Here is a 16,530-nt window from a genome sequence, read left to right on the forward strand (position 1 = left end):
TTAGCTGATGTCTCGCTAAAGCATATCCAACTCTATAAGAAACTCCGACAGAATCAGTCGGAGTTTCTTTTTTTTGCTAATGAGCACTTGGTTAGCTAATACATCTAGTTAGCTAAATACACATAGTTAAATACGTCGCGTATCAATACTGATTGAATCCATAAGCTGTTGTATTTAAAAACAAGCATGTGTTGATTGTCATAGCCGTGAAATACAACTGCCACTAAAATATGCTCTTAATGTCACAATCCCGTTATAGCATGCAGCCAACTAGAACTCCTTTTTAACCTTAACGAAACTCAACCTGTGAGAGCCTAAGATGTTCAAACCTTTGTATGTATTTGATATGGATGAAACGCTGATCAATGCCGATGCAGCGATGCTTTGGAATGAGTTCTTGGTTGAAAAGGGCATTGCCACTGCGCCCAACTTTATTGATGAAGATAAGCGTTTAATGGGCCTGTATTCGGAAGGCAAATTGAACATGGAAGATTACCTAACATTTTCCATGCAGCCACTCGCGAACATGCCAACAGAGCAAGTTACTACTTTGGTGGAAGAGTGTGTCGAGAAGCATATTTTACCTAAGCAATTCAAGCAGTCGAAACCTTTGATTGAGCAGCTTGAGAATGATGATATCGACATGTTGATCATCTCTGCCAGCGTGACTTTCTTAGTGGAAGCGGTCGGTTGTAAGATTGGTATTGAGAACGCACTCGGTATCGATTTGGTAGAAAACCAAGGCCGCTTCACGTCTCAAATATCAGGTGTGCCAAGCTACCGTGAAGGTAAAGTCACCCGTTTAAAAGAGTGGTTAGACAATCAAGAAACCAACTACTCAGACATTCACTTTTATACCGATTCAATCAACGACTTACCTTTGTGTGAACACGCTGACTTTGCCTATCTGGTAAATCCATGCCCGCGTTTGAAAGCTTTAGCCGATCAACCGAATTGGTCGATTCTCAACTGGGATTAACACGAATCTTATAGTCGAATTAGGTTCGCTCTAGAACTCATCAAGCCGCTGACTACAGCGGCTTTTTTGCATCATCAGCCTAATGTTCGATTTATTACCTTAGCTGATAAAAGGATGCGCGTAACAATTCAATAACATCTCTTGCTCTGCTGTAAATCAAACCACCATCTTTCAATCCCTTGATAGCACTCACTTTCTTGTCTTGATAGTTTGTGTGTAACAAATATTTTACAAACTGACAAGGTTTCATCGAAATTGCCCATTTTCCTCCACCCATTCCATTATCTCGGCTTGTGGGCCAAATTTAATTAAGGACAAAAAATACACAACACAACACAAAACCGATAGGTACAAGGAGAAAGTTCATGGTGGAGTCATACAACCCGCTTGGCACGGATGGATTCGAGTTTGTTGAATACACGGCCGTTGACCACAAGGGAATTGAGCAACTTAAAGCGCTGTTTGTGTCACTTGGTTTTGCTGAGATCGCCAAGCACCGCTCAAAAGAGGCTTGGCTGTATCGACAAGGTGACATCAACTTTATCGTCAATGAACAGCCTCACAGCCAAGCGGAAGCGTTCGCTAAAGTGCATGGGCCATCGGTCTGTGGCATGGCTTTTCGTGTCAATGAAGCAACCGCTGCAATGGAGCAAGCGTTTAAGGGCGGCGGTGAAGAGTACAAGACAGAAATAGGGCCGATGGAACTGAGCATTCCTGCCATTTACGGCATCGGTGAAAGCCTGCTCTATTTTGTGGATCGTTATGGTAAGCAGAGTATCTACGACGTCGACTTCCGATTCTATGACGATGCGGAACTGCGCATGGCCGAAGCCAATGTTGGTTTGTATGAAATCGACCACCTCACGCACAACGTTAAGCAAGGCAATATGGATGTGTGGTCTGGGTTCTATGAGCGTCTTGGTAACTTTCGCGAGATTCGTTACTTCGACATTGAAGGCAAGCTGACAGGCCTTGTGAGCCGCGCCATGACCTCACCGTGTGGCAAAATCCGTATCCCTATCAATGAGTCTTCCGACGACAAATCACAAATCGAAGAGTTTATTCGCGAATACAACGGCGAAGGTATCCAACACATCGCACTCGCAACGGATGACATCTACAAAACCGTGAAGACTCTGCGTGATCGCGGTATGGACTTTATGCCAACCCCTGATACCTACTATGAGAAAGTTGACGATCGTGTGAAAGGCCACGGGGAAGACACTGATTTGCTGCGCGACCTGCGTGTTCTGATTGATGGCGCGCCGACCAAAGACGGCATCTTGCTGCAAATTTTCACACAGACGGTAATTGGGCCTGTGTTCTTTGAAATCATTCAGCGCAAAGGCAACGAAGGCTTTGGTGAAGGTAACTTCAAGGCGCTGTTTGAATCGATTGAAGAGGACCAGATTCGTCGAGGAGTATTAGACGATGCATAAATGGATCTCGTTTCCTCATCGGGAGGGGGTGTGCTCTAAACAAGCGCACGCCGACTTCCCCGAAGAGGCAATTTATGAGCGAGAAGCGGGCCGAAGTGGATTCTTTGGCCCTGCCGCTCACTTTCATCACCAGCATGCCCCAACAGGTTGGTCGGAGTGGGAGGGGGATTTACGCCCTCGCGCTTTTGATTTTACGCTGGTGGAAAAAGCCAGCCAGATAACCCCTTGGGCGGTGCCTTATCTTTTGCACAATGCGGACTGCAAAATCCGCGTATGGCGCATGGATGAGAAGATGGATTTCTTAGTGCGTAACTCTGACGGCGATGAGCTGTTGTTCATTCACCAAGGCAGCGCCGATCTCTATTGTGACTATGGTCATCTAGCAGTGAGTGAAGGGGACTACGTGATGATCCCGCGCTCGACCAACTGGCGTTTAGAGCCAAGCGAGCCGATGTTTATCTTGATGATTGAGAATACAGACGCGGCTTACTCCCTGCCAGAGAAAGGCATGGTCGGCAATCATGCGGTGTTTGATCCGGCGGTACTCGATATCCCTTCAATCAACGATCAATTCCGCGCTCAGTATTCAGAAGATCAAACCCAAGTTCAGGTGAAACGCCACGACAAAGTCAGTGTGATCACTTATCCGTTCAATCCATTGGATGCAATTGGCTGGCATGGTGATTTGGCCGTGGTGAAAGTGAATTGGCGCGATATCAGACCGCTGATGTCACACCGCTACCACTTGCCACCTTCTGCGCACACTACGTTTGTTGGCGCAGGCTTTGTGGTGTGCACCTTTGTACCACGCCCGATTGAGAGCGATCCCGGTGCGCTGAAAGTGCCGTTCTACCACAACAATGATGATTATGACGAAGTGCTTTTCTATCACGCGGGGGACTTCTTCAGCCGCGACAATATTGAAGCAGGCATGGTGACTTTCCACCCCGCGGGCTTCACTCATGGACCTCACCCTAAAGCCTTTAAGGCAGGTCAGGCGCATAAGAAGAAGTTTACCGACGAAGTGGCGGTGATGATCGATACTCGCCACGCGCTGCAGTTCTCTGATGAACTCGATAGCGTTGAGAACAAAGAATATGTCTACAGTTGGCAAGAGAAGTAAGGGGCAACAAGGATGAAATTAGCAAGCAAGAAAAATGGCACTCGCGACGGTCTACTGATGGTCGTAAGTAAAGATCTTAAACAATGTGTAGCTGCCACCGAAATCTTCCATGCGATGCATCTGGCGGCAACCATGCAAGTAGCTTTGGATAACTGGGATAGCGTTGCTTCTCAGTTAGAAGAGTTATACACCTCGTTAAACAACGGGCATGTGACAGGCAGTGAAGTGTTTGCACCTCAGTATTGTGAATCGCCTCTGCCACGTGCTTATCAATGGGCTGATGGCAGCGCGTATGTAAACCACGTTGAATTGGTGCGTAAAGCACGTGGTGCTGAAATGCCAGAAAGCTTCTGGGTCGATCCATTAATGTATCAAGGCGGTTCAGATGCCTTTATCGGCCCTCGTGACAACATCGAGTTTGCCAGCGACGAGTGGGGCATCGATTTCGAAGGTGAGGTTGCGATTGTCACCGGTGACGTGCCAATGGGTGCCAGTGCTAAACAGGCGCACGAGTCGATTCGATTACTGATGTTGGTGAACGATGTGTCGCTGCGCGGTTTGATTCCGGCTGAGCTCGCGAAAGGCTTTGGTTTCTTCCAGTCTAAGCCTTCTTCGGCGTTCTCCCCGGTTGCGGTAACACCTGATGAGCTTGGCGAGCAATGGAAAGGCAGCAAGGTACATCTATCGTTGATATCGACCTACAACGACCAACCTTTTGGTTGTCCGAATGCGGGCGTCGATATGACTTTCAACTTTGCTGAACTAGTAGTCCATGCTGCGAAAACTCGCCCACTATCGGCCGGTGCAATCATTGGCTCGGGCACGGTTTCCAATAAACAAGGTACTGACCACGGCACCTCAATTGCTGAGGGCGGTGTAGGCTATTCATGCATTGCTGAAGTACGCATGATAGAGACGATTCGAGATGGCAAACCGTCGACTCAATTCATGTCGTTTGGTGACTCGATCAAGCTTGAGATGTTCGATGTAGCGGGTGACTCCATTTTTGGTGCGATTGACCAGAAAGTCAGTCAATATCGAGCGCTATAGTCCACGTAATAGGATTTCTGTATGAGCGAGAGCATCGTGAACAAGAACATTATACTTTACGGTTATTGGCGCTCTTCGGCTGCCTATCGAGTACGTATTGGGTTGAACCTAAAACAACTCAACTATGAGTCTAAATCGGTGCACTTGGTGCGTAATGGCGGCGAGCAGCATGACCCACAATATCGTGATCTCAACGCCAGTGAATTAGTGCCCGTGCTGGTGGATGGTGAAGTTCAACTCAATCAGTCACTGGCTATTCTTCAATATCTCGATGAACACTATTTGTGTGAAAGCAGCCCAGACTCCTTGTTGATTCCTGAGCAAATACCACAGCGCTATCAAGCGTTGGCGATGGCTCAGGATATTGCGATAGAAATTCATCCTCTTAATAACTTGCGTGTGTTGCAGTACTTGGAGCGAGAGTTGTCGTGTGAGCCAGAGGCAAAAATGGACTGGCTACACTATTGGATGAGCCAAGGTTTTTCGGCGTTAGAAGAGAAGCTGACTAAGCACAGGAAAACACATGGTGACTCGGTGTATAGCCTCTCGGATTCTCCCTGTATTGTCGATATCTGCTTGGTGCCGCAGGTGTATAACGCGCTGCGCTTTGGCGTTGATATGTCGCCGTATCCGTTAATTAACTCGATTGTCGAAGCGTGTAACCAGTTACCCGCTTTTATCGAGGCGATGCCAGAGAACCAAGCGGATGCGAATGCACCGATGTGAACGTATTGAATTCTTTTCAATGAACTGGAAACGTTATTTGGATTAAATTACGTTATAATTACGATTTGGTATATTTAAAGATATTATGTATTCATTCTTTTCAGGTTTAATTTCCAATTTTATGAATATTTATCTCATCTAGTATTAAACGGTCCGAATAAAATAAGCCTCATTATTATTAAATAAGAGGCCTGTTTAATGGGTTTATATTAGTGATGGTTATCTCTCGATAACTTTAGTAATAAACAATACCTTCGCCTTTTGTAATCAGAGTACCAGCTTCATTGGTGATTATTTTATCTAAATCAAATAATGAACCAATCGCCGCATTACCCAATCCAGCTTCAACGAATTTACAAACGGCATCAATTTTTGGCCTCATAGAACCAGCAGGGAATGAAAATTCTGCTAAACCAGCAGGCGTTGCTTGCTTCATTTCTGCTTGGTCTTCTTTACCGTAGTTACGGAAAATCGAACCATCGGTTAAGATAATAAATAAGTCGGCATGGATTTTTTCAGCCAGTAATTCAGCCGTAAGATCTTTGTCAATGACGCACTCTACGCCAGTACTCTTACCTTGCTCAATACTCACGGGAACACCGCCGCCGCCACAAGCGATAACAAGGTTTTCTGTATCTAGAAGTGTTTCAATTTGCTGAATTTCAACAATGCTTTTTGGCATAGGAGAAGGCACAACGCGTCGGTAGTACTCGCCATCAGCTTTAAACTGCATTGTGCTTTGAGCCATTAATTCTTTAGCTCGTTGCTCTGTATATACAGGGCCAACAAATTTAGTCGGGTTAGCAAACGCAGGGTCTTTTTTGCATACTTCAGTTTGCGTGACTAGCGTCGCTACGTCTAATTCAGGGTCAATGTTTCTGAGCTCTTGTTGTAACATGTAGCCCACCATGCCACAGGTTTGAGAGCCGAGTACATCCATTGGGTATGGTGTCGTCTCTGGCGAATATTCGCTATAAGCCGCGTTTTGTTCCATCAACAAACCTACTTGTGGGCCATTACCATGAACGATAACAATCTCATGCTCGCGTGCTATCGCAGCAATACTCGCCGCTGATTTGATTATATTTTCACGTTGGTTCTCAGCCGTTAATGCTTGGCCTCTTGCTAAAAGAGCGTTACCGCCTAAAGCTAATACTATGCGCATGATAATGTCTCCGATCATTTAATAATGATTTTATTTATTTTACGTAGGGATTAACCGCTTGTTTCTAATTAAATTCAAGCTTATTAATAGGAGTGACTAGTTTTTTAATTACTCTTAAGTAATTAACATGCCGAGATAGTATGGGAAAATAACTGTTCTAAATGTGATAGCTATCAAATTATCATTTCACTAGAAATGGAGCTGTGGAAACGGGAGTTATTGTAATTCGATTAAATATCCATAAGCTTGGATACAATCCAGTAGTGGACTCTTTTTTTGTATAAATGATTCGTCTTTAGTGAATATTATCTCTGGCTATAAAATGATTAATTTTCAAATTTTGTTTTAAATATGACGTTCAGATCGCATTAAGAGCTTTAGAAAAGATACGGAGCCAAATTGAAGCGGGGAGGACATTAGCTTAAATAGTGGTTTTGATTCGGTTTTTATTGGCGAAAATAGTTTTTCAAAGGCTGATTTAAGACGCAGCTCGGTCCTTTTAGGTCTAGGTATAAGTCGTATGATTCATTGAAAAAATACGATGTCTCTATTGTCATTTATTGTGCCTGAAGCGTACTTGCGCCCTACTTCTAGATTAGCCGAATGTAATTACACGTATCGGCAAATCAAGAGCGGCTTAAAGTGTTCAGTGTTTCTCCCGTTGCTTGCTTCACGAAGTTATGGGTTTTCAATCGGCAGCGGCCGTCGACGATTTAAGTCACACGGCAACGAGACGTGAAGAACTATCATGAAATGCCTGAAAGAAGGGTGTCACTAGCTAACTTGTCGGGTGACACCGCATTACATCATGGAGTAAGGTGCTTGTTATGGTGCTCTGTTGAAATTAGTTAGAGCAAATGATTACTTGTCGGAACGTTCCCCTATGACCACCTCGGCTCAAAGACGTGAAGAGATCCTTCACTACATTCAAACTCACCAAAAAGGTGAAGTTAACCATTTTTCGGAACTGTACAATGTTTCAGAGGTTACGATTCGCAATGACCTTAACTATCTAGAAAAGAAAGGCTGTTTAAAAAGGTGTTATGGCGGTGCTGTGCTCAATAATCAGTTTGCCTTTGAGCGACCACTCAATGATAAAAAGCAGCTCAACAACAATACTAAAGCGAAGCTAGGAGAGTATGCAGCATCACTGATTGTAGACGGTGACAAAGTCATTCTTGATTCAGGCTCGACTACAGAGCAAATTGCTTATCATCTGGAAGGGAAGCAAGATTTGGTTGTTATGACTAACGGTATTAACATCGCTTACCATCTTGCTAATCAAAGTAATGTATCAGTTATGGTCACGGGGGGAACTATGCGTGACAATTCTTACTCGGTACATGGGACAGGCGGCGAGGACTTTTTGACGGTTTTTCGATTCAACAAATTGTTCTTAGGGGTTGATGGTTTTGACAAGACATCTGGCATTACAACTCCTCATCAAGGTGAAGCAAACATCAATCGAAAAATGCTTGAAGCAGCACAAACTGTGATTGCAGTGACAGACTCATCGAAGTTTGATCGCCATAGCTTTTGTCTGATTGCTAGTCCTGAGCAGATCAACATGCTAATCACAGATAGCGGAATTCCTCAGACTTACGTCGACCAGCTCACTGATCTTGGTGTTGATGTGCGAATAGTGGATTAACTCAGCTTTCCAACTTCCTACCTTTTAGCCAAATCAGTGCTACAAGAACGAATAGAACCAGCCTGAACGAGGCTGGTTTTGCATTTCGCTAACCACAAAAATATCAGCAGATAATCCAGTTTGTGATCTCACGCAGGCTGGGCTTCGAAACTCCACCAATCGAGTCAGTTTCTCACTCTCTTTCACTTGTTAAATTGCGAAAGTCAGCCTTTATGGCTCTTTCAATGCGTAATCCTCAATCATAAGTGAAAGTAAATACTTTCACTTATCCTAAAGTGAAAGGTTTTTTAGCCTGAAATCGAAAGCTAATTGGCTGTGATCTAGGTTTCACTTTTTTATTATTTGTCCTGCTTTAATACCAACCAAAAGAAAGTCGAAACATTTCATGCTTAAAGTGAAATGAAACGTAAGAGGTTTCGTATATGAGCAGTGCAGAACGAAGACAGCAAATTATGGCGCACATACGTAGCCATGGCTCAGGCAAAGTGGATGAGTTTTCAGACCAGTACAATGTTTCCGCAGTCACGATTCGACATGACCTCAATTTGCTCGAAAAAGAAGGCTGCGTATTTCGTTGTTATGGTGGCGCAACGCTTAACCCTAACTTTGCATTTGACCAACCTTTGTACCGCAAAGATCAGCTTAATCGCAGTGCCAAGCAATCCATTGCTCAAGTAGCAGCGAATCTTATTCACGATGGTGAGGCGGTTATCTTAGATTCAGGTACCACAATAGGTCTTATGCCTCAGTATTTGATGAACAAGCAGCAATTGGTTGTCATGACCAATGCACTCAATACTGCTTATCAACTTAGTAAATTCGAAAACATCGACCTTCATGTTGTCGGTGGAAGCCTTCGCCGAGCGTCTTGTTCATTGATTGGAAATCATGGAGAGCAACAAATCCGCTCTTACCTTTTTGACAAGCTGTTCCTGGGCGTGGACGGATTCGATCTACAGGCTGGAGTGACCACGCCGGACTCTCAAGAAGCACAAGTTAACCGATCTATGTGCGAAGTCGCTCGCCAAATTATTGCTGTTACGGATTCAAGCAAATTTGGGCGAAAGAGCTTTTGTATGATCCGCGCAGCAAACCAAATCGATGTATTGGTAACCGATAGCAATATTCCCCACGCAACGCACCGAGCGCTCATTGAAATGGGTGTTGAAGTGATTATTGCCGATCAAACTGTTAACTAGGAATAAATATGAAAGCGTTACTTTCTTTAATTGAACAGCATAAGCAAGGCCAATCAACTGGTATTTACTCTGTTTGCTCGGCGCACCCGCTAGTTCTTGAAGCCGCCATTAAACAAGCGGCACAAGATAAACAATTGGTGCTCATAGAAGCGACGTCTAATCAGGTGAATCAATTTGGTGGCTACACCGGAATGACACCGCAAGATTTTTCTAGCCATGTGTTCTCTTTAGCTGAACGTCTCAATTTTCCTGCAGATAAAGTTGTGTTGGGTGGTGACCACCTTGGCCCAAACTGTTGGCAAAACTTATCTTCAAGTCAGGCAATGGAATATTCAGCTCAGATGATACATGACTATGTTTGTGCAGGATTTAAGAAAATTCACCTCGACTGTTCAATGCCTTGTGTTGATGACCAACTGCCTCTTAGTGAAGAACTAATGGCAGATCGTGCCGCAAAGCTGTGTGTGGTTGCGGAGCAGGCATGGAAAAGTATTGGCGGTGAAGCGCCTGTTTATGTAGTTGGAACGGAAGTACCTACTCCAGGCGGTGCACTTGACTCGCTGCAGGAAGAGTGTATCGAAGTGACTAAGCCAGAGAAGGCGTTGGCAACATTGGATGCTCATCATCGGGCATTCAGCGATGCTGGACTTGGTTATGTCTGGCCGCGAGTTATTGCTTTAGTTGTTCAGCCGGGCGTTGAGTTTGACCACCATATGGTGCACCACTATCGAAGTCATGAGGCTCAATCACTGAGTAAGATGATCGATAGTCAGCCACACCTTGTGTTTGAAGCTCACTCTACCGACTACCAGAACCCACCAGCCTACCACCAACTAGTGGGTGACCATTTCGCCATTCTTAAAGTGGGTCCTGCTCTGACATTTGCTTTGCGTGAAGCTCTCTATGGCCTTGAACGCGCCGAAAAAGAATGGCTGGGAACTCATCACTCTTCGCATTTACGTGACACCATTGAACAGGTAATGCATGAACAACCAAGTTATTGGCGCTCACACTACTCAAGCAAAGGCCACCAGCAATTCCTTGATTGCAGCTACAGCCTGAGCGATCGCATTCGTTACTACTGGACTCATCCAGAAGTGAAAGCATCGCAGAAGGCTTTATTTGACAACCTGGCTGCCAGTCCGTTGCCAGTAACGATCCTTAGCCAATATTTGCCAAATCAGGCTAAGGCCATTTCTCAAAATCAAATTGAAAACCATCCCGCTGACATCGTAATTCACAAGGTTATGGAAGTGACTGAGGTCTATTCCGCAGCCTGTTATTCAAATGCAGTGGTTTGTAAGGAGACGATTTAATGAACCTATTTTTAGGCTACGAACAGCCATGGCTAGAGCAACATAATGGTATTCATACAGCGAAAGAAATCAGCCATCAGCCACGCTTATGGCGTGCATTGGCCGATATTTTGGAGCAACAACATGATGCGGTAAGTGCATTTTTGAATCCACTGTTACAACACTCTGACTTACGCATCATTTTGACAGGTGCAGGTACGTCAGCTTTTGTTGGTGATGCAGCCGCGCCGTTTATTCAACAAGGAGTTGGTTTCCAAGTGACGTCAATTCCAACGACCGATTTAGTGTCAAATCCTGAGCAGTACCTTGACCCATCTCGTCCGACCCTGCTTGTCTCTTATGCACGCTCTGGCAATAGTCCTGAAAGCGTCGCCGCAGTGGCACTGGTCGAACAATTGGTTAGTGACTGCCACCACCTGTTTTTAACCTGTAATGGAGAAGGGAGGCTCTCTCATTATGCCCAAACTGCTGATAATGCTTACTGCATGCTGATGCCTGAAGGCTCCAACGATAAAAGTTTCGCAATGACCTCTAGTTTCAGTTGCATGTTGATGGCGACATTGACGCTACTTGGTGGGCAGTCGCCAAGCCAATGGAATGAACAAATCGCCGCGACAGCAACCTTGTGTGAAGACAAGCTAAAACAGTGGCAACCAGCTATTAAAGCACTGGCATGCATGCCTTATGAACGCCTGGTTGTGTTAGGCAGCGGTGGCTTTTCCGGCTTAGCGCGAGAAGCTTCATTGAAATCGTTGGAGCTCAGCGCGGGTAAAGTGATGACGACTTTCGATTCATCGTTAGGTTTTCGTCATGGTCCCAAATTTACCATTAACGACAAAGCATTAGTTATTCAGCTACTTTCTAGCAAGTCGTACACGCGTCAATACGATATGGACCTGTTCAATGAAATCCGTCGAGACAAACAGGCTCTCGGCCATGTTGCTATCTCAGAAGTCGCGCTCAATGAAGAAGGGGTTTTTGAACTTGGGATATTGGGCTTTGGCGATCAGTGGCTGTGCTTCCCTTTCATTTTGTTCTGCCAAATGTTGGCATGTGAAAAATCACTCCAACTTGGTTTGGGACCAGATAACCCATGCCCAACTGGTGAAGTTAACCGTGTGGTGCAAGGCGTCACAATATACCCATTCAATCAGTAAAGAGTTCTATAAGGAAATTAGACCATGCCAAATATCGTTTTAAGTCGTATTGATGAACGCCTTGTTCACGGGCAAGTAGGTGTGCAGTGGGTGGGTTTTGCAGATGCCAATATTATAGTTGTCGTTAACGATGAAGTAGCAGAAGACACTATTCAACAAAACCTAATGGAAATGGTCATCGCTGATGGTATCGCAATCCGTTTCTGGACAGTAAAAAAGGCTATCGAAACCATCCATAAAGCGGCTGTTCGTCAGCGCATTCTATTGGTTTGTCGTACTCCCAAAGATTTCCGTCAATTGGTCGAAGGCGGCTTACCAATTAGCAGTATCAACGTAGGTAACATGCACTACGCCGAAGGTAAAAAACAAATTGCTAAAACAGTTTCAGTTGATGCTGAAGATGTGGCGGAATTTGCACGACTAAAAGCACTTGGGGTGACATGCACAATTCAAGGTGTACCAACTGAAAGTGCAACTGACATTTTTACTCTTATCTAATAATAAGGACACCAATCATGGAAATAGGACTCTTACAGGCGGTGATGCTCGGCATCCTAGCCTTCTTTGCGGGCCTTGATATGTTCAACGGTCTGACTCACTTCCACCGTCCAGTAGTACTTGGTCCGCTTGTTGGTCTAATTTTAGGCGACTTGCAAACCGGTATTTTAGTCGGTGGTACGCTAGAACTGATCTGGATGGGTCTAGCTCCGCTTGCTGGCGCTCAGCCACCAAACGTTATCATCGGTACTATCGTTGGTACGGCTTTCGCAATTACCACTAAAGTTGAGCCTAATGTCGCGGTTGGTGTCGCTGTTCCTTTTGCGGTTGCAGTTCAAATGGGTATCACCCTACTGTTCTCTGCAATGTCAGCTGTTATGTCTAAGTGTGATGAGTTTGCACAAAACGCAGATACCGACGGTATTGAACGCGTGAACTATATGGCGCTTTCCGTACTAGGTTCATTCTACTTTTTATGCGCTTTCTTACCTACCTACCTTGGTGCAGAGCACGCTGGAAAAATCGTTGAAGTCCTACCAAAAGACCTTATCGACGGACTAGGTGTTGCCGGCGGCATCATGCCAGCTATTGGTTTCGCAGTACTGATGAAGATCATGATGAAGAATGCTTACATCCCTTACTTCATCTTAGGTTTCGTTGCGGCAGCTTGGGTACAACTCCCAATTCTTGCGATTGCGGCCGCCGCGACAGCGATGGCAATCATCGACTTTATTCGTAAAACAGAACCAACTCCTGTAACTGCACCCGCTGAGGACTTTGAAGATGGAATCTAATGTAAGCAACGAACTAGACCTTCGTAAACAAAACGCTGATGTGCAGCCAGCTCCTGGTGTTAGCGCAGATGAATATGAAAACAAAGAAATTGGCGCTGAGCTAACCAAAGCGGACATCAACCGTATGGCATGGCGCTCATTGTTGCTCCAAGCCTCTTTTAACTACGAGCGTATGCAGGCTTCTGGCTGGTTATATGGCCTGCTACCAGCGCTGAAGAAGATACACACAAATAAAGCTGACCTTTCTAAAGCGATGCAAGGTCACATGGGGTTCTTTAATACACACCCATTTTTGGTGACATTTGTAATGGGTATCATTCTGGCAATGGAGCGCTCAAAGCAGAACATCAACAGTATCCAAAGCACCAAGATTGCAGTCGGTGCGCCAATGGGTGGTATCGGTGATGCGATGTTCTGGTTAACACTATTACCTATCTGTGGTGGCATCGGTGCTGACCTTGCACTCCAGGGCTCAATTATGGGGGCAGTGTTCTTTTTCGTTTTGTTTAACGTGGTGCACTTCGGTCTTCGTTTTGGTCTGGCACATTACGCCTACCGCATGGGAGTAGCGGCCATTCCAGTGATTAAAGCTAATACCAAGAAGGTGGGACACGCCGCATCTATGGTCGGAATGACGGTCATCGGCGCATTGGTTGCAACTTATGTCCGCCTGTCAACAACAGCTGAAATTACCGCGGGCGACGCAGTAGTAAAACTACAAGATGATGTTATCGACAAACTGATGCCAGCGTTCTTACCACTTGTTTATACCCTGACAATGTACGCCTTGGTTAAGCGAGGTTGGAGTCCGCTCAAACTGATTGGCCTGACTGTCGCTCTGGGTGTAGTAGGTCGCTTTATGGGCTTCTTATAAAACTTACCTCCACATGATTAACAGGGGCTGAGTAATCGGCCCTAATAAGGGAAATAGAAATGATTGCAGTAATTTTATCTGGTCACGGTGGGTTCGCGTCTGGTCTAGCAAAAGCAGTATTCCAAGTCATTGGCGAACAGCCTCAGTTTAGGTTTATCGACTTCCCGGAAGAGGCAACTACATCACAGCTTGAAAAGGCAATGCGAGAGGCGATAAAAGAAATTGATTCTGGAGAAGGCATTGTTTTTCTGACTGATTTGCTGGGAGGCACACCATTTCGTACCGCATCTCTTCTGAGTCAGAAAAGAGACGACATTGAAGTGGTCACAGGGACAAACATGCAGATGGCTGCGGAAATGTTACTTGAACGCGATGAGCTTAGTCTGATCGAGTTTCGCAAGCAAGCTGTCGAATGTGGGTATAGAGGAATTACTTCATTGGCTGCGGAAATGGAACAAAGAGCACCAATTACAGATACGGTAGAAGAAGATGGGATCTGAACGACACACGAATGTGCGCAATAGCTATCGAGTTCAGCGGATATTACACGGTGAGACTTGGCTTACCAATGCCTTAATCACTATTAATGGCGAGGGGATTATTGACGCTATCGAGCCATTTGAACCTCAGAAGCATATAGATTTTATTGATTTAGGTGATGTTAGTTTACTTCCCGGCATGATTGATAGTCACGTACATGGCTCAAAGGGCTGCGATGTTATGGATGCTAGCCATGACAGTTTGAACACAATGTCACGTTACTTTGCCAGCCTTGGCGTCACAGCGTTCGTTGCTACGACAGTAACTGCGCCAGTGGCAAAAATTCGGGCTGCACTTCAACAAGTGGCTAAAAGCAAGCGACGGGGTGTTGTCGGTGCTGAAATCCTCGGTGCGTATTTAGAAGGGCCTTACTTCACGGAGAAAAACCGCGGAGCACATCCAACCACATGGTTTAGAGATCTATCTGTCGAAGAGCTCGATAAGTGGATGTCTTACAGTGATAACCAATTAATTACAGTCGCGCTTGCTCCCGAAAAGCCAGGGGCGTTGGAAGCTATCCGGTATTTACGAAAACACAATGTAAAAGTGATGCTTGGTCACACCGATGCCAGTTATGAGCAGGTTCAGCAGGCTCTAGAGGCTGGTGCGAATGGCATTGTCCATTGCTACAACGGTATGCGTGGATTGCATCACCGTGACCCCGGAGTGGTTGGAGCTGGCCTTACCCACCCCAACAGCTATGTAGAGATGATCGCTGATGGGCACCATGTGCATTCGGCAGCTATAGATATAGCACATCGCTGCTGTGGTAGACGTATGACGCTCATTACAGACTCGATGAGTGCTACTGGGATGCCTGATGGAGATTACACTCTTGGAGAGTACACGGTGCGCATGAAATATGGAGTAGTAACCACCGATAGCGGCAGCTTAGCTGGTAGCACTTTGACCTTACCGCTAGCGGTACAAAACATTCAGAAGTGGCTAAACCTGCCACTTGAACAAGCATGGTTGATGGCCTCTTTAACACCGGCTAAATCGCTAGGCTTACAACATTTATTAGGCAGTTTAGAAGTGGGTAAACGCGCTTCTATGGTGGCAGTTAAATCAGATTTCTCAATTACTAAAACTTGGGTGAACGGACATCTTGTATTCGAAACTGAATCCGTACCAAGTCAGGAGGCTTTATGTATCTAATCTCTTCTCGTGAAATGTTAAAACGTGCTCAACAAGGTGGTTATGCAGTTCCTGCATTCAACATTCACAACTTAGAAACTGTGCAGGTTATTGTTGAGACAGCATCAGAAATGGGCTCTCCAGTTATTCTTGCTGGCACACCAGGCACCTACGACTATGCAGGCACCGATTATCTAATCAGTATCTGCAAAGAAGCTGCGCATAAACACTCAATTCCGCTCGTTTTACACCTTGATCACCATGAAGATCTGCAGGATATCCGCACTAAGGTGGGCCATGGTATTCGCTCTGTTATGATCGATGGCTCTCATCATGCCTTCGACCAAAATATAGACATCGTGCGTTCTGTGGTTCAATACTGCAACCGCTTTGATGCAAGCGTTGAAGCTGAATTAGGGCGTTTGGGTGGCCAAGAAGATGATTTAATCGTTGATACTGCCGATGCGTTAATGACTGACCCTGCATCAGCTGCTGAGTTTGTTCGTCGTACCGGTATTGATTCGTTAGCTGTGGCAATTGGCACTGCTCATGGTCTGTACAAAGCAGAACCGAAACTCGACTTTTCTCGTCTGGACAAGATCCGATCTGTGGTTGATATTCCGCTCGTTCTGCATGGTGCGTCAGGTGTACCAGATGAAATGGTTCGTCGTTGCATTGACCTCGGAGTTTCTAAAGTCAACGTGGCGACTGAGCTGAAAATTGCATTCTCTGACGCGGTAAAACAGCACTTTGCTGATCATCCCGATGCCAACGACCCACGTAAATACATTACTCCAGGCAAAGCAGCGATGAAGCAAGTCGTGATGGACAAAATTCATATGTGTGGCAGTGAAGGACGCATCTAGTCGATTTTAGAAACCT

At 45.4% G+C, this 16,530-nt stretch carries 17 protein-coding genes; 15 read left to right on the forward strand and 2 right to left on the reverse strand.

From position 1 onward, the window contains the following. Positions 1 to 319: 319 nt before the first annotated feature. On the forward strand, positions 320 to 979 hold the full coding sequence (locus ACED60_RS02270; RefSeq protein WP_009846025.1) for an HAD family phosphatase: 660 nt from the start codon (positions 320 to 322) through the stop codon (positions 977 to 979). A 94-nt stretch (positions 980 to 1,073) separates the two neighbouring features. Here ACED60_RS02270 and ACED60_RS02275 read toward each other — a convergent pair whose 3' ends face one another. Continuing rightward, complete coding sequence (locus tag ACED60_RS02275) at positions 1,074 to 1,256, reverse strand: hypothetical protein (protein WP_371726833.1); 183 nt, start codon at positions 1,254 to 1,256, stop codon at positions 1,074 to 1,076. Between the two features lie 88 nt (positions 1,257 to 1,344). Between ACED60_RS02275 and hppD the strand changes: the two genes are divergently transcribed. Genes hppD through maiA form a run of 4 tightly spaced genes read left to right on the forward strand, consistent with a single transcriptional unit; the run spans position 1,345 to position 5,317 of the window. After that, positions 1,345 to 2,418, forward strand: a complete 1,074-nt coding sequence (hppD, locus tag ACED60_RS02280) for a 4-hydroxyphenylpyruvate dioxygenase (protein ID WP_371726834.1) — start codon at positions 1,345 to 1,347, stop codon at positions 2,416 to 2,418. Then, positions 2,411 to 3,541, forward strand: a complete 1,131-nt coding sequence (locus ACED60_RS02285) for a homogentisate 1,2-dioxygenase (protein WP_371726835.1) — start codon at positions 2,411 to 2,413, stop codon at positions 3,539 to 3,541. The genes hppD and ACED60_RS02285 overlap by 8 nt, the downstream gene beginning before the upstream one ends. A 12-nt stretch (positions 3,542 to 3,553) precedes the next feature. Then, entirely contained in the window at positions 3,554 to 4,591 is a 1,038-nt protein-coding gene (locus tag ACED60_RS02290) for a fumarylacetoacetate hydrolase family protein (RefSeq protein WP_371726836.1), read from the forward strand. Between the two features lie 21 nt (positions 4,592 to 4,612). Continuing rightward, positions 4,613 to 5,317, forward strand: a complete 705-nt coding sequence (maiA, locus tag ACED60_RS02295; protein ID WP_371726837.1) for a maleylacetoacetate isomerase — start codon at positions 4,613 to 4,615, stop codon at positions 5,315 to 5,317. A gap of 235 nt (positions 5,318 to 5,552) precedes the next feature. On the opposite strand, the gene ACED60_RS02300 is transcribed toward maiA, so the two are convergent. Then, positions 5,553 to 6,482 carry a carbamate kinase gene (locus ACED60_RS02300; RefSeq protein ID WP_371726838.1) on the reverse strand — a complete coding sequence of 310 codons (930 nt, stop codon included), beginning with the start codon at positions 6,480 to 6,482 and terminating at the stop codon, positions 5,553 to 5,555. Between the two features lie 883 nt (positions 6,483 to 7,365). Between ACED60_RS02300 and agaR (ACED60_RS02305) the strand changes: the two genes are divergently transcribed. The 10 genes from agaR (ACED60_RS02305) to ACED60_RS02350 all read left to right on the forward strand — a co-directional run bounded on the left by agaR (ACED60_RS02305) (position 7,366) and on the right by ACED60_RS02350 (position 16,514). Continuing rightward, positions 7,366 to 8,133, forward strand: coding sequence for a transcriptional repressor AgaR (gene agaR, locus ACED60_RS02305; protein WP_009846031.1), 768 nt, complete (start codon positions 7,366 to 7,368; stop codon positions 8,131 to 8,133). A gap of 422 nt (positions 8,134 to 8,555) precedes the next feature. Next, positions 8,556 to 9,332, forward strand: coding sequence for a transcriptional repressor AgaR (gene agaR, locus ACED60_RS02310; protein WP_009846032.1), 777 nt, complete (start codon positions 8,556 to 8,558; stop codon positions 9,330 to 9,332). An 8-nt stretch (positions 9,333 to 9,340) separates the two neighbouring features. Next, positions 9,341 to 10,648, forward strand: a complete 1,308-nt coding sequence (locus ACED60_RS02315; RefSeq protein ID WP_009846033.1) for a D-tagatose-bisphosphate aldolase, class II, non-catalytic subunit — start codon at positions 9,341 to 9,343, stop codon at positions 10,646 to 10,648. Next, complete coding sequence (locus tag ACED60_RS02320; protein WP_135442233.1) at positions 10,648 to 11,805, forward strand: SIS domain-containing protein; 1,158 nt, start codon at positions 10,648 to 10,650, stop codon at positions 11,803 to 11,805. Before ACED60_RS02315 ends, ACED60_RS02320 begins: the two co-directional genes overlap by 1 nt. A gap of 24 nt (positions 11,806 to 11,829) precedes the next feature. After that, entirely contained in the window at positions 11,830 to 12,303 is a 474-nt protein-coding gene (agaV, locus tag ACED60_RS02325; protein ID WP_009846035.1) for a PTS N-acetylgalactosamine transporter subunit IIB, read from the forward strand. Between the two features lie 17 nt (positions 12,304 to 12,320). Then, a complete protein-coding gene (gene agaW / locus ACED60_RS02330) occupies positions 12,321 to 13,097 on the forward strand; it encodes a PTS N-acetylgalactosamine transporter subunit IIC (RefSeq protein WP_009846036.1) in 777 nt (258 codons plus the stop codon). After that, on the forward strand, positions 13,087 to 13,971 hold the full coding sequence (gene agaE, locus ACED60_RS02335) for a PTS N-acetylgalactosamine transporter subunit IID (RefSeq protein WP_135381095.1): 885 nt from the start codon (positions 13,087 to 13,089) through the stop codon (positions 13,969 to 13,971). Before agaW ends, agaE begins: the two co-directional genes overlap by 11 nt. Before the next feature lie 59 nt (positions 13,972 to 14,030). Next, positions 14,031 to 14,471 carry a PTS galactosamine/N-acetylgalactosamine transporter subunit IIA gene (gene agaF / locus ACED60_RS02340; RefSeq protein WP_009846038.1) on the forward strand — a complete coding sequence of 147 codons (441 nt, stop codon included), beginning with the start codon at positions 14,031 to 14,033 and terminating at the stop codon, positions 14,469 to 14,471. Continuing rightward, the gene (gene nagA / locus ACED60_RS02345; protein ID WP_009846039.1) at positions 14,461 to 15,669 is read left to right on the forward strand and encodes an N-acetylglucosamine-6-phosphate deacetylase; all 1,209 of its coding nucleotides are present in this window, start codon (positions 14,461 to 14,463) and stop codon (positions 15,667 to 15,669) included. Before agaF ends, nagA begins: the two co-directional genes overlap by 11 nt. After that, complete coding sequence (locus tag ACED60_RS02350; RefSeq protein ID WP_009846040.1) at positions 15,660 to 16,514, forward strand: tagatose bisphosphate family class II aldolase; 855 nt, start codon at positions 15,660 to 15,662, stop codon at positions 16,512 to 16,514. Before nagA ends, ACED60_RS02350 begins: the two co-directional genes overlap by 10 nt. Positions 16,515 to 16,530 lie beyond the last annotated feature (16 nt).

This window comes from Vibrio sp. 1F279 (assembly GCF_041439815.1).
GTDB classification, from domain to species: domain Bacteria; phylum Pseudomonadota; class Gammaproteobacteria; order Enterobacterales; family Vibrionaceae; genus Vibrio; species Vibrio tasmaniensis_A.